11 protein-coding genes and 2 pseudogenes are annotated in these 13,521 nt (G+C 44.9%); 9 read left to right on the forward strand and 4 right to left on the reverse strand.

Annotated features, from left to right (window positions below):
- Window positions 1–318: pseudogene (locus FTU67_RS13755) on the reverse strand (transposase); the annotation flags it as partial.
- Between the two features lie 290 nt (window positions 319–608).
- On the opposite strand from FTU67_RS13755, the gene FTU67_RS13760 reads away from it, so the two are divergent.
- From FTU67_RS13760 to FTU67_RS13785, 6 genes are all read left to right on the forward strand, one after another.
- Window positions 609–1,019: a cation efflux protein, CzcI-like gene (locus FTU67_RS13760; RefSeq protein WP_197704863.1), complete on the forward strand. Its 411-nt coding sequence runs from the start codon at window positions 609–611 to the stop codon at window positions 1,017–1,019.
- A gap of 48 nt (window positions 1,020–1,067) precedes the next feature.
- Window positions 1,068–2,393 carry a TolC family protein gene (locus tag FTU67_RS13765; RefSeq protein ID WP_160240877.1) on the forward strand — a complete coding sequence of 442 codons (1,326 nt, stop codon included), beginning with the start codon at window positions 1,068–1,070 and terminating at the stop codon, window positions 2,391–2,393.
- A 1-nt stretch (window position 2,394) separates the two neighbouring features.
- Window positions 2,395–3,624 (forward strand): efflux RND transporter periplasmic adaptor subunit, encoded by a 1,230-nt coding sequence (locus tag FTU67_RS13770; protein WP_016658777.1) that lies wholly within the window; start codon window positions 2,395–2,397, stop codon window positions 3,622–3,624.
- Window positions 3,614–6,754 (forward strand): efflux RND transporter permease subunit, encoded by a 3,141-nt coding sequence (locus tag FTU67_RS13775; RefSeq protein WP_096902762.1) that lies wholly within the window; start codon window positions 3,614–3,616, stop codon window positions 6,752–6,754. The genes FTU67_RS13770 and FTU67_RS13775 overlap by 11 nt, the downstream gene beginning before the upstream one ends.
- Before the next feature lie 86 nt (window positions 6,755–6,840).
- Window positions 6,841–7,740, forward strand: coding sequence for a cation diffusion facilitator family transporter (locus tag FTU67_RS13780; protein ID WP_156189609.1), 900 nt, complete (start codon window positions 6,841–6,843; stop codon window positions 7,738–7,740).
- A gap of 183 nt (window positions 7,741–7,923) precedes the next feature.
- On the forward strand, window positions 7,924–8,517 hold the full coding sequence (locus FTU67_RS13785) for a recombinase family protein (protein WP_104988051.1): 594 nt from the start codon (window positions 7,924–7,926) through the stop codon (window positions 8,515–8,517).
- A 62-nt stretch (window positions 8,518–8,579) separates the two neighbouring features.
- Here the strand turns inward: FTU67_RS13785 and FTU67_RS13790 are convergent, their stop codons facing one another.
- The 3 genes and pseudogenes from FTU67_RS13790 to FTU67_RS13795 all read right to left on the reverse strand — a co-directional run bounded on the left by FTU67_RS13790 (window position 8,580) and on the right by FTU67_RS13795 (window position 10,770).
- The gene (locus FTU67_RS13790) at window positions 8,580–9,686 is read right to left on the reverse strand and encodes an ImmA/IrrE family metallo-endopeptidase (protein ID WP_104988052.1); all 1,107 of its coding nucleotides are present in this window, start codon (window positions 9,684–9,686) and stop codon (window positions 8,580–8,582) included.
- 12 nt (window positions 9,687–9,698) lie between these two features.
- A pseudogene (locus FTU67_RS14230) lies at window positions 9,699–10,010 on the reverse strand (hypothetical protein); the annotation flags it as partial.
- Between the two features lie 55 nt (window positions 10,011–10,065).
- Window positions 10,066–10,770, reverse strand: coding sequence for an IS6-like element IS1006 family transposase (locus tag FTU67_RS13795; RefSeq protein WP_001067784.1), 705 nt, complete (start codon window positions 10,768–10,770; stop codon window positions 10,066–10,068).
- Window positions 10,771–11,001: 231 nt separating this feature from the next.
- Here FTU67_RS13795 and FTU67_RS14235 point away from each other — a divergent pair, with 231 nt between their 5' ends.
- From FTU67_RS14235 to FTU67_RS13810, 3 genes are all read left to right on the forward strand, one after another.
- Window positions 11,002–11,637 (forward strand): DUF3363 domain-containing protein, encoded by a 636-nt coding sequence (locus tag FTU67_RS14235; protein ID WP_001253263.1) that lies wholly within the window; start codon window positions 11,002–11,004, stop codon window positions 11,635–11,637.
- 216 nt (window positions 11,638–11,853) lie between these two features.
- Entirely contained in the window at window positions 11,854–13,068 is a 1,215-nt protein-coding gene (floR, locus tag FTU67_RS13805) for a chloramphenicol/florfenicol efflux MFS transporter FloR (RefSeq protein WP_000214122.1), read from the forward strand.
- Between the two features lie 27 nt (window positions 13,069–13,095).
- Complete coding sequence (locus tag FTU67_RS13810; protein WP_180061893.1) at window positions 13,096–13,401, forward strand: LysR family transcriptional regulator; 306 nt, start codon at window positions 13,096–13,098, stop codon at window positions 13,399–13,401.
- The last annotated feature ends 120 nt before the right edge of the window (window positions 13,402–13,521 follow it).

Here is a 13,521-nt window from a genome sequence, read left to right on the forward strand (position 1 = left end):
CTGCCTGTTGTGCCATCTTACGCCGGCAAGATGGCTTTACCCTTGCGCAGCAGTGCTGCTCATTGCCATCGCTTCCTGGATGATTTCGGCCTTTAATCGCTCTTCCGCATACATCTTTTTAAGTCTGCTATTTTCGGCTTCTAGCTCTTTCAGTCGAGCCATTAATGATGTATCCATACCACCATATTTGGCACGCCATTTATAAAAGGTAGCATTACTCATACCGTGTTCACGGCAAAGGGTCGCTACAGGTGTGCCAGATTCTGCCTGTTTCAAGATGGACATGATCTGACTGTCAGTAAATTTAGATGTTTTCATGCAGAATCTCCTGCTCGTATCTTAAGAGAGAATTCTACTTTTAGATCCTATTATTTTTAGGGGGGATTACCGGTGGCCTAACTTAAATAAAAAGTCTCCGACAAACCCGGTACGGTTCACTATCTATTGTTATTCTTACCTGAAATTGATGTGAGCTTATAGAGACAAGGTAAATTTGCAAAAGTGCCGGCTATTCAGTGTTCATTGAATGTTTAATTTAATTTATTAAGCTTGACCTTGGAGTGGCTCTAAGCCTTATACTTGGTACAAATTTTTCGATTGTTATGATGATGCGTTCTACTACATGGATTACAGTCTTGGTTGGATTGTTCATGTTCCAAAGCTTTTGGAATGTGGCGGCGGCCTTTTGTGTCCATGAACAACAGCCTCAATCACAGCAGAGTTATCATTTTGGTCATCACCAAAATACCTTGTGTGCCAGCGATAGTCGTCAACACGATCATAATGGACAGTCAGAAAACATAAAAACATTCAGTAGCGATTTAGAAATCGGTGAAGATCATCAAGATCATCTACCATCGATGACGCATTTGATTGTACAAAATGAAAAAGTAGATGTGTTTCATCCAAGCTCTGAAGTTAAAGTGAATCCACAATTTCATTGGAAAAACAGCTATCAGGCTCCTGACCTGTTTCAACAAAGCCCACCTCCCGAATTTTCCCCGCTCATGGTGGGGTAGCCTAAAACATTCCCACCACTTTTATTATTTAAATAAGTGGGAAAAATCATGTCTTCACAATCAATTATACTCTTGCGTCATAGCTTGGTTGCTTGTATATGTACAGCGGCTATGCAATATAGCTATGCTGAAAACGTTACCAGCTTTGAATCCGCTTTAGCAAAAGTACAAAGTTACCAGACTCAAGACAAGCTGTGGCAACAAGTTCAGCAAATATCTGAATTGAATATTCAGCAAAGTCGGTTATGGCAGAATCCAAGTATAAGTTTAGAACAGTCTGGCTTTGGCTCAGGTCAAGAACAGGAATTCAATGTTGGCGTTAGTCAACCTCTAGATCTATTTGGTCAGCGTAAGCTGAACCGGGTGATTGCCAATACCTCGAATCAACAAATCCAATTGCAACAGCAATTATGGAAGGCACAAAGCCAACTGATTGTTAAATTTGCATGGTCGCAATTTGCACTTGCTGAGGTTGAGCAGTCTGCTTATTCAGTACAGTTAAAAACAAGTAAAGCCAATCTGGACAGTGCCCAGAAACGCTATCAGGCAGGCAGTATTGCCCTGGTTGATTTTGAGCGTACCCAAATTGAAGCGCTAGAAATCCAACGACTTTATCAGCAAGCGATGCTGAATAAACAAGCTGCCGGTCGTCAGCTGTCTAATTTGTGGGGGGGAGAAACATCTTCACATCTTCAATTGAATAAAACCGCTATCCCTTGGCCAGAGCAAAGTCTCCAAACTGTGCAACGGTATATTGCTGAAGGGTGGCTAGAAAAATTCTATGCCTTGAACATTCAGCAATCGGATCATCAAATTGAAAATTTAAGAATTCAGGCACGTCCCAATCCGACTTTAAATGTAGGCATGAAACGTAGCAAAACCCCTAATGAAAGCAACGATACGACTTTGGCAATCGGCGTGGCTATTCCACTGAATATTTTCAACCGCCAGCAATATGCGATCCCGATGGTCCAGCAACAGCAAATATTGCTGAACCAACAGCAGCAGCGTGAGCTGAAGCAACAAATACTCAATATTGCCAACAGCATGCATCAGCTCAAAGGTTTACGTAGCCAGTTCGATGCCACAACAGCACAAGTTACTTTGGCGACCAAAGTTCAGAGCCGTACTTTACAAGGGTTTCAGGCAGGGAAACTGTCCATTACCGACGTTCAGCAAGCAACCACCCAACTGCAGAATCTTCGATTGGGTCAATTACAAATTCTACGTCAAGCTTGGCAAACTGCCCTCGCAGCTGAGGCACTCAGTATTGGCACAAGTTATGAAGAAATTAGCCGTTCGGATGCCTATACACAACTGAATAAAAAGGCAGTCGAAGCATCGCAAAATTTAATCAATGGGGGAGCACGATAAAATGAACGCCAAGCAAAACGGAAAAATATCCCAGTCTCTCATGATTGCAATTTTGATTCTGATTACGGTCTTGGTCAGTCTGGTTATTTGGTTAAGTTCAAAAAAAACTGAATCTGAGGGGCATGGTCATGATGAGGGAAATGCCGAACATTCTGATGAAGATAGTTCTGAAGAAGGACATGCTGAAGAAGGCGAAATACAACTGACCAGCCAACAAATGGTTGAACAAGGTTTAAAAGTTGCTGTTGCATCCACAGGATTGGTTGAAAAGCTGACAACCCTGCCAGGTAAATTGGTGGTGAATACCGATCAACAAGCGCATATATCGCCTAATTTTAGTGGTCATGTCGAGCAGGTCAATGTGGCTTTAGGACAGAGCGTGCAAAAAGGACAAACGCTGGCTGTACTAATCGTGCCTGAACTGATCGACCAACAGGCAAATCTGCGTATGGCACAGGTGAATCTGGATTTGGCCCGTAAAGATTACCAGCGCGAACAGCAACTCTGGTCACAGGGGATTTCTGCCAAACAGGATTACCAGCGTGCCGAAAATGCCTACCGTCAAGCGCAGATTACTGTCCAGTCCTCACAAGCACGTTTAAATGCATTAGGTGCAAGTGGCAATAACAATGGGCGTTTTCTGATTAAAGCACCGATCTCTGGGGTGATCAGTCAAAAAGATATTGTGGTCGGTGAAAATGTACAACTGGCTAATCAGCTCTTTGTCATTGAACAGCTGAAAGATTTATGGCTTGAGTTTAATTTGCCGAATCAATTCTCAGGTCAACTGCAAGCCGGGCAAAAAATTGACTTTAAAGTGAATGATTCAGATCAAATCTATAAAGCTACTGTACAAAGCTTAACCTCTCAGGCAGATGTACAAACAGGGCGTCTGGTGGTGCGCGCAAAACTCGATGCGCAAGCTACTGAGTTGCGTTCTAATGTGTTAGTGAGAGTGTTGATTCCGGAAGCTACAGCAAAATCAGCCCTTCGGATTCAAAAGTCTGCGCTGCAAAGTATTGAAGGTGAAGACAGTATTTTCATCGTAGATTCAGAACAAAAAGGTCAAGTCCACTTAAAAGCACAGAAAGTGCAATTGGGGCAGGCTTCAAGTGATGGACAATGGCTTGAAGTGATTTCTGGGCTGACTGAAGGGCAGAAGTATATCGCTCAAGGCAGTTTCTTGTTGAAATCTGAATTAGAAAAAGACGAGGCAGGCCATGAACATTAATTCTGATCTGCCAAAACCAGAAGGTTTATTCGAACGAATCATTCAGTTTTCCATACAAAATGCGATTTGGGTGTTGCTCTTTGTCTGTACCTGGATTGCGGTCGGGGTGTATAGCTATCAGAAACTCCCGATTGATGCTGTACCCGATATTACCAATACCCAAGTCCAGATTAATACTCAAGCCAAGGGTTTTACTGCGCTTGAAGTCGAACAGCGGATTACCTATCCCATTGAAAATGCCATGGCTGGCATTCCGGATCTGGAGCTTACCCGTTCCATATCCCGTTATGGACTCTCTCAAGTCACCATTGTCTTTAAAGATGGGACTGATATTTATTGGGCCCGTCAGCAGATTAACCAACGGATACAGGAGGCGCAATCTGAGTTGCCTGCACAAATCGCACCGACGATGTCCCCCGTTTCTACGGGTCTCGGTGAGATTTATCAATGGGTACTGAAGGCAGATCCGAATGCGAAAAAGCCGGATGGAACTGCATACACGCCGATGGATTTGCGTGAGATTCAGGACTGGATTGTGCGTCCTCAACTGCAACGTGTTAAGGGAGTTGCAGAGGTCAACAGTATTGGTGGTTTTGAAAAAACCTATGTGGTCTCTCCCGATTTAAACCGGATGCAGCAACTGAATATCTCATTAGAACAACTGCAACAGGCTTTAGCGCAAAATAATGAGAACCGAGGTGCAGGTTATATTGAAGACAATGGTCAGCAACTGACGGTACGTGTACCGGGTACATTCAATGGGCTTTCTGATATTGAGAACACCATGCTGGGTAGCCCAAATGGCAGCCCAATTCGGGTTGGTGATATTGCGCAAGTCTCTATTGGGCATGATTTAAGAACCGGTGGGGCAACCTATAACGGCAAAGAAACCGTTTTAGGGATTGCCATGATGGCGATGGGTGGAAATAGCCGGACTGTTTCTAAAGCTGTGGATGCCAAGCTTCAAGATATTCAGAATAGTTTGCCTAAAGGGGTAGTGATTGAAACGGTGTACGACCGTACTACCTTGGTTGAGAAGGCGATTAAAACCGTTCAGAAAAACTTGGTAGAGGGAGCAATCCTGGTCATCATCATTCTGTTCCTGTTTTTAGGGAATATCCGTGCTGCCTTGATTACTGCCTGTGTCATTCCACTCTCTATGCTGTTTACCTTAACCGGGATGGCACAGAAAAATATCAGTGCCAATCTGATGAGTTTAGGTGCACTCGATTTCGGCATCATTGTCGATGGTGCTGTGGTGATTGTCGAAAACTGTATCCGGCGTTTAGCCCATACACAGCAACTGTTAAAACGACCTCTCACACAAAGTGAACGCTTTAAGGAAGTTTTTCTGGCTGCCCGCCAAGCACGTCGTCCTCTTATTTTTGGTCAGCTTATTATTTTGGTGGTGTATTTGCCGATTTTTGCTTTAAGTGGTGTAGAAGCAAAACTATTTCATCCGATGGCTTTAACCGTTGTTCTCGCACTGGTGGCAGCTATTATTTTATCGATCACCTTTGTGCCCGCTGCAGTTGCTTTATGGGTTAAAGGGGAGATCAAAGAAACGGAAAGCCGTTGGATGATCTGGCTCAAAACCCGATATCAACAGATATTGGATGGAGCCTATCATTACAAAGCGGTGGTTTTAACTTTTGCCATTTGTCTCCTGGTCATTACGGGTCTGCTCAGCACGAAGATTGGCAGTGAGTTTGCACCCCAGCTGAGTGAAGGTGATTTTGCGGTACAGCAATTACGTTCTCCAAGCACAGGCTTGGAAGAGTCTTTACGTATTCAGGAAAATACCGAAAAGCTTTTACTGAAAAACTTTCCCGAAATTAAAGCTATATTTGCCCGTACCGGGACTGCTGAAGTGGCGACAGATGTGATGCCACCGAATATTTCCGATGGTTATATCATGCTGAAACCACGTGAGGAATGGCCAGATTCAAAAGAAAGCCTAGATGCACTTCGAACCCGAATGGAAGCTTATCTTGCGACAATTCCCGGCAATAACAGTGAGTTTTCTCAGCCTATTGAGCTACGTTTTAATGAACTGATTTCAGGTATACGCAGTGATGTGGGGGTGAAGGTTTTTGGTGATGACATGCAGGTTTTGAATACTGAGGCTGCAAAAATCGCGAAAATCATTCAGCAAGTCGCAGGTAGCAGTGCGGTGAAAGTTGAACAAACTTCGGGTCTGCCTTTACTCAATGTAGAGATTGATAAAGCTTTAGCTGCCCAGTATGGCTTGAGTGTGAAATCTATTCAGGATGTGGTGGCTGCAAGTATTGGTGGACAAAGCGTGGGAGAGATTTTAGAAGGCGATCGTCGTTTTGATTTTGTTATCCGTCTTGGAGAGCAAGACCGTAGTGTCGCATCTGTTTCCCAGTTACCTATTCAGCTTCCAAATGGTGGCAGTATTTTATTGTCGGATGTCGCGCAAGTCTCGACCATTGAAGGAATCAACCAAGTCAGTCGAGAAAATGGTAAACGCCGAGTTGTGGTTACAACGAATGTTGAAGGGCGTGATTTAGGGTCTTTTGTTTCTGATGTACAGACACAGCTCAAAGCATACACTTTGCCAAGTGGTTATTGGATAGAATATGGAGGTCAGTTTGAAAATTTGGCTTCAGCCAAAGCACGGATGCAAATCGTGATTCCACTGGCTTTAATCACTATCTTTATTTTACTGATGGCGGTCTTTCACAATGTCAAAGAAAGTCTATTGGTCTTTACCGGGGTACCCTTTGCCTTGACCGGTGGTGTGCTGTTCCTTTGGCTAAGGGATATTCCATTATCGATGTCAGCTGGAATTGGCTTTATTGCCTTATCTGGTGTTGCAGTCCTCAATGGACTGGTAATGCTGACCTTTATTAAGGAATTAAGGGACAAATATCCAGTGCATAAAGCCGTGTGGCAAGGGGCTATTTTGCGCTTAAGACCAGTGTTGATGACAGCTTGTGTGGCTTCACTGGGTTTTGTACCAATGGCGCTGGCAACCGGAACAGGGGCTGAGGTTCAACGGCCACTGGCAACCGTAGTGATTGGCGGGATTATCTCTTCAACATTACTAACTTTGGTGCTGTTACCCGTGCTTTATCGTTGGATAAATGAAAAGAAAGTTTCTTAATCCAATAGATTAGTCGATTTACAGCAGAGATATTGGCTGTTATCCAATATCTCTGCTCATCATAAATAGAATAAGGAAAATATTTTATGTCAGAACATCATGATCATAGCCATGCGGTTGTTACTGAAGAAAATAGTAAGAAGTTAATGGTTGCCTTAGGTTTAACGACTACTTTTTTAATAGTAGAAGTTGTCGCTGCTTTTATTACCCAAAGTTTGGCTTTGTTATCTGATGCAGCTCATATGTTTACTGATGTAGCCGCTTTAGCTATTGCTCTTGCCGCTATCAAAATTGGTAAAAAAGCCGCAGATGATAAAAGAACTTTTGGCTATCAGCGATTTGAAATTTTAGCGGCTCTGTTTAATGCGGTGATGCTTTTTGTGGTAGCAATATATATTGTATATGAAGCTTATCAACGTTTTACGAATCCTGCTGAAATTCAAAGTGTTGGAATGATGATTGTCGCGGTCATTGGTTTGGTCATAAATTTGATTTCAATGAAAATCCTTTCTGCTAGTGCTGAAGGAAGTCTAAATATAAAAGGTGCATATTTAGAAGTTCTTAGTGATGCTCTAGGATCGATAGGCGTGATTATCGGAGGAATAGTTATTTATTTTACCCAGTGGATGTGGGTTGATACCGTAATCGCTGTGTTAATTGGCTTCTGGGTCTTACCTCGAACTTGGACTTTATTAAAACAAAGTATTCATATTCTGCTTGAAGGAGTTCCTGATGAGATTGATATTGAGTCGTTAAGAAATGATTTATTGAAGCTAGAGGGCGTTGAAGGGATTCATCAGTTGAAAGTCTGGGCTATATCCTCAAGAAATATTCATTTAACTGCTCATTTGGTTGCTCCGAATAGCAATACAGATCAACTCTATCAAAAGGCCTTAGAAGTTCTAAAACATAATCATAATATTACTGAAATTACGTTACAAATAGAAAATACGAAATGTAATACATTGAACCAACATAAACACTAATTTGGACTTTAGTCTTCATATAGATGTTTTGTGTAACTTTAAAGTACACCCTAAAGTAACATTTGAAATGCCCCAGAATTTGTGTCTCATTTAAATGAAAAGTGACCATACGTTACATGTAACTTTTAAATATTAAATTTATTTATTACAATAAATAGAAATAAACGTCTGGTAGAGTGCAAAATGAAAGGTCATAAGGTGGGATACGTCAGAGTGAGCTCTGTTGACCAAAATATTGGGCGACAACTTGAAGGAATTGACGTTGACCGGATTTTTGTTGATAAGGCTTCTGGAAAAAACACTGTCCGACCGAAATTTCAGGAAATGCTCAGCTATGTTCGTGAAGGAGACATGATTGTTGTTCATTCCATGGATCGTTTCGCTCGTAGTCTGAAAGACTTAGTTACTGAAGTTGATCAGCTCATAAAGAGGGGAATTGCCATCCAGTTTGTCAAAGAAAATATTACCTTCACCGCTCAGGCTACTCCGATGGATAACCTGATGTTGCAGTTAATGGGTGCTTTTGCCCAATTTGAGCGAGAGATTATCCTAGAACGTCAGAAAGAAGGGATTAAGATCGCAGCTGCTCAAGGAAAATATAAAGGTCGTGTCCATAAATTAAATCCTGATCAGGCTCAAGCCCTGCGACAAGCTTGGGACGAAAAGAAGTATTCATCCAAAGTTGAGCTGGCAAAAGCATTTGGTATCAGCCGGCAGGCTGTGTATCGCTATTTGCAAAACGGATTTTTAAATGCAGCAAGTGATGAAATAAATTAAAGTTCACTGGACCGCTAGCATAATCCTACAAGAAGTTATGCTGGTAGTGGCCAGCATAGTTATCATTCAAGAATATACAATTTAGATTTTTTCTTTGGTATATCAATTTTAGCTAAAGAATCAAATGTTAATTGATTGAAATCATCTTCAGAGATTCCGATTTCATCAAGCATTTTATTCTTATCAAATGAGGGGTGAGAGGCGAGGACAGACATAATTTTTGGAAGCATTAAACTCTCATCACGGTGAGTTTCTTCTGGTTCATTAATGTTGAAACCTAAAGAGTTAATTTTCATTAAATTACTTCGATTAACCCAGTCACTAATTAAGCCCAATTTATGAGCTTTATAGTTAATTGCCTTTAAAGAAGTTCGCCAAACCTTTTTATATTCAATCATATTTTCAAGTGACAAATAACGAGGGGCCGTTGCAAAGAATGCATCTGTTGGCATTAAGAACTCTGAAGAAAATTGATCTGCTTCAGTTTCAAGAACTCTGTTGTCCTTTTCAACACGAATTTTCTTATTATGCGTGTGCATAACAATATGTCCAAGTTCATGCGCACAATCGAAACGTGCTCTTTCAGCTGACTTAAATGTATTAAGAAATATGAAAGGACTGCCAGTTTCATCATCAAAAAATGAAAGTGCATCGATTTCCTTAATTTCTGTAGGCAATCTAAAGACACGGATTCCTTTTAGTTCACACAAAGAAACCACATTATTAATAGGCTGATTACCTAAAGCCCATAAGCCTCTTAGTTCAGATGCTAAATATTCTGCATATTTATGCTGCCCCAAGCACTCCGTAATATCTAGGTCCGGGCGCTGGAATGAAGGCAACTTAACTTTCTGAGTTAAATACTTATTAATATTTACAGCCAAAAGAGTATATGCCTCATTGGATTTTTTATGCTGTGCTTTAATGCGAGCAACGGATCTATAAAATATTTGATCGGTTTCATGAGGTTGCGTGTCATTCCTCATGAAAAATGACATAGGCAAATTTAATGTGCTGCTAATTTCGAGCTGATCATTGTCATTGATTTCTTTATCCACATCTAAAAGTTGCTTTACCTTAGAGATAGAGCAACCTAATTTTTCTGCGAAATCGATATTGCTAAGTCCACGCAGTTCTTTAGCAATACGTAAACGATCTTTATTAAACACATTAACCTCAGATTAAACTACAAGCTGAATATCGAAATCATCTGGTTTGATCTCATCAGATGGCTCCAATACTGGCTTTGGATCAGTTTTGATTGGGAGAGTATTATCTATTTCAAATGCGATTCTGCAAGTGTGGTTGCTTGGCAAAATTGAAATTTTTGACTTGGTTGGGGTCTGTACAAAACTCGTAGGGTAGGCGATCTCAAATGGAATTGTTGGAAGATCACTATCTTTATATGCTGGATGCGAAGCTGAAGGAAAGTAAACAATCCAGGTGCGTAATTTTGTCTCGTCATCGTAGGTAGAATAGTTATCTTTTATATTTTTGGCACTGTTGCAAATAGAGATTTGAGTCGATGATGTTCCCTTTAAAAAGTACTTAGAGACCGAAAACCCTGTTGATTAGACACACTTCACCCTGAGGCTGACCATAATAAAATGACGATGCTTGTCCTTTACGTAGTGCACGCATGACTTCAATACCTTTAATTGTGGCATAAGCCGTCTTCATAGATTTGAATCCTAATGTGGCCCTGATGATCCGCTTTAGCTTGCCATGATCACATTCAATCACGTTATTTTTATACTTAATCTGCCTGTGCTCAAGGTCTGGTGGACATTTACCTTCCCGTTTTAACCGTGATAAAGCACGTCCATATGTGGGTGCTTTATCCGTGTTGATCACTTGTGGAATTTGCCACTTCTTCACATTATTTAAAATTTTTCCAAGAAAACAATATGCTGATTTGGTATTACGTCTAGAAGAAAGATAAAAATCAATGGTATCGCCACGTTGATCGACTGCACGATACAGATAAGACCATCGTCCATTCACTTTTACATAGGTTTCATCAATATGCCACGAGCTCAGATCTGTAGGATTACGCCAATACCAGCGTAAACGTTTTTCTATTTCAGGAGCATAACGTTGAACCCAACGGTAAATAGTCGTGTGATCAACATTCACACCCCGTTCGGCCAGCATTTCCTGCAGTTCACGATAGCTAATGCCATATTTACAATACCAGCGCACAGCCCAAAGAATGATTTCGCCCTGAAAATGCCGACCATGGAAAGGATTCATATGCTGCACCTTTAGCTAAAACAGTCTTCAGCTTACCATTCGTGGTTATTTGCAACAGTGCCAAATTTTCAGCGTTGCTGGCTCCCCGTCAGCCGGATTGGGTTGCATCGCAGGGGTGTCGAAAGAGTCAACTGCGGTCCAAAGCTGTTGGACTTGGGTGAAAAGGGCGTTTATTCTTCCTATACGTGCCGCGTTCCAGGCGGCGACTATGAGGGCTATGTCGATGCCCATGTGCGCCGGCTGGAGGCGCTACGCCGGGCCGGTATCGTCGAGCGGATCGACGCCGACCAATGGCGCATCCCCGATGATCTGGTCAGCCGTGCCGCCGCCCATGACGCCGGCCGAGACAGTCAGGCCAGCGTTCGCGTCCTTTCCCCGGTCGATCTGAACAAACAGATCGGATCGGACGGCGCGACCTGGCTGGACCGGCGGCTGATCCACGGCGAGACGGCCGACCTTGCGCCAACCGGCTTCGGGCAACAAGTCCGCGAAGCCATGGACCAGCGCCGCGAGCACCATATCGAACAGGGCGACGCCACCCGCAGCCGGGACAGCCGCGTCTTCTACCGGCGCAACCTTCTCGCCATCCTGCGGGAGCGCGAGGTAGCCGGCGTCGGATCGGATATGGCTTTGAGTAAGGGCCTGCCGTTCCGCGCCGCCACGGACGGCGAGAGCGTCAGCGGCAAGTTTACCGGAACCGTGCATCTATCGAGCGGCAAGTTCGCCGTGGTCGAGAAATCCCATGAGTTCACCCTTGTCCCGTGGCGGCCGATCATCGACCGCCAACTCGGCCGCGAGGTTATGGGCATCGTGCAGGGCGGGTCGGTGTCGTGGCAGTTAGGGCGGCAGAGGGGGCTGGAACGCTGAGTGCGCCCATGCCGCATTGCGAAGCAAAAGATAATCGGATAAAATGTAGCAATTCATATTCGTAAGCGTGGAGTAATCAGATGGGAAATTCCAAGTCAGCAGACAAGTAAGCCGCAACAACCAGTATTGTTGTTGCGGCGCTCTGTAAGGCTAGTCTCATCTGATTGCTGACGAGCAGACGTCGCCCGGTATTCCTTAATCGAGGGTTGATTCGTCATGACCACCACACGCCCCGCGTGGGCCTATACGCTGCCGGCAGCACTGCTGCTGATGGCTCCTTTCGACATCCTCGCTTCACTGGCGATGGATATTTATCTCCCTGTCGTTCCAGCGATGCCCGGCATCCTGAACACGACGCCCGCTATGATCCAACTCACGTTGAGCCTCTATATGGTGATGCTCGGCGTGGGCCAGGTGATTTTTGGTCCGCTCTCAGACAGAATCGGGCGACGGCCAATTCTACTTGCGGGCGCAACGGCTTTCGTCATTGCGTCTCTGGGAGCAGCTTGGTCTTCAACTGCACCGGCCTTTGTCGCTTTCCGTCTACTTCAAGCAGTGGGCGCGTCGGCCATGCTGGTGGCGACGTTCGCGACGGTTCGCGACGTTTATGCCAACCGTCCTGAGGGTGTCGTCATCTACGGCCTTTTCAGTTCGATGCTGGCGTTCGTGCCTGCGCTCGGCCCTATCGCCGGAGTATTGATCGGCGAGTTCTTGGGATGGCAGGCGATATTCATTACTTTGGCTATACTGGCGATGCTCGCACTCCTAAATGCGGGTTTCAGGTGGCACGAAACCCGCCCTCTGGATCAAGTCAAGACGCGCCGATCTGTCTTGCCGATCTTCGCGAGTCCGGCTTTTTGGGTTTACACTGTCGGCTTTAGCGCCGGTATGGGCACCTACTTCGTCTTCTTCTCGACGGCTCCCCGTGTGCTCATAGGCCAAGCGGAATATTCCGAGATCGGATTCAGCTTTGCCTTCGCCACTGTCGCGCTTGTAATGATCGTGACAACCCGTTTCGCGAAGTCCTTTGTCGCCAGATGGGGCATCGCAGGATGCGTGGCGCGTGGGATGGCGTTGCTTGTTTGCGGAGCGGTCCTGTTGGGGATCGGCGAACTTTACGGCTCGCCGTCATTCCTCACCTTCATCCTACCGATGTGGGTTGTCGCGGTCGGTATTGTCTTCACGGTGTCCGTTACCGCGAACGGCGCTTTGGCAGAGTTCGACGACATCGCGGGATCAGCGGTCGCGTTCTACTTCTGCGTTCAAAGCCTGATAGTCAGCATTGTCGGGACATTGGCGGTGGCACTTTTAAACGGTGACACAGCGTGGCCCGTGATCTGTTACGCCACGGCGATGGCGGTACTGGTTTCGTTGGGGCTGGTGCTCCTTCGGCTCCGTGGGGCTGCCACCGAGAAGTCGCCAGTCGTCTAACCGACGACTGGTAGCAGGCCCGCTCCGATGCGGCGCACTAACCATCGAAACCTCGTGAATGTCGGTATCCTGTCTGGCAGGATACCGCTCATTTCCCTTGTTCAGTTCATCGCCGTCGCCGAGCATCTGAATTTTCGGCATGCGGCCAAGGCACTTGGTATCAGCCAGTCGAGCGTCAGCGCGCGTGTGAAAGCGCTGGAGGATAACCTTGGTGTCCTGCTATTTGAGCACCATGCGCGGGGCGTTCGGCTAACAGACGCAGGCAGGCACTTCATGGAGCGTGTCACGGCGGGTGTCGATCAACTCGATCACGCAGTGAAGACCGCGGAGTGACGGGCACTGGCTGGCAATGTCTAGCAACGGCAGGCATTTCGGCTGAGGGTAAAAGAACTTTCCGCTAAGCGATAGACTGTATGTAAACACAGTATTGCAAGGACGCGGAACATGCCTCAT

Source organism: Acinetobacter sp. YH12132 (assembly GCF_013418645.1).
In the GTDB taxonomy this organism is placed as follows: Bacteria; Pseudomonadota; Gammaproteobacteria; order Pseudomonadales; family Moraxellaceae; genus Acinetobacter; species Acinetobacter indicus.

What these genes read in the sequence shown, in the direction of transcription:
- FTU67_RS13760 (WP_197704863.1), top strand. Translation starts at nt 609, where the DNA reads ATGCGTTCTACTACATGGATTACAGTCTTGGTTGGATTGTTCATGTTC.
- FTU67_RS13765 (WP_160240877.1), top strand. Translation starts at nt 1,068, where the DNA reads ATGTCTTCACAATCAATTATACTCTTGCGTCATAGCTTGGTTGCTTGT.
- FTU67_RS13770 (WP_016658777.1), top strand. Translation starts at nt 2,395, where the DNA reads ATGAACGCCAAGCAAAACGGAAAAATATCCCAGTCTCTCATGATTGCA.
- FTU67_RS13775 (WP_096902762.1), top strand. Translation starts at nt 3,614, where the DNA reads ATGAACATTAATTCTGATCTGCCAAAACCAGAAGGTTTATTCGAACGA.
- FTU67_RS13780 (WP_156189609.1), top strand. Translation starts at nt 6,841, where the DNA reads ATGTCAGAACATCATGATCATAGCCATGCGGTTGTTACTGAAGAAAAT.
- FTU67_RS13785 (WP_104988051.1), top strand. Translation starts at nt 7,924, where the DNA reads ATGAAAGGTCATAAGGTGGGATACGTCAGAGTGAGCTCTGTTGACCAA.
- FTU67_RS13795 (WP_001067784.1), bottom strand. Translation starts at nt 10,770, where the DNA reads ATGAATCCTTTCCATGGTCGGCATTTTCAGGGCGAAATCATTCTTTGG.
- floR (WP_000214122.1), top strand. Translation starts at nt 11,854, where the DNA reads ATGACCACCACACGCCCCGCGTGGGCCTATACGCTGCCGGCAGCACTG.
- FTU67_RS13810 (WP_180061893.1), top strand. Translation starts at nt 13,096, where the DNA reads ATGCGGCGCACTAACCATCGAAACCTCGTGAATGTCGGTATCCTGTCT.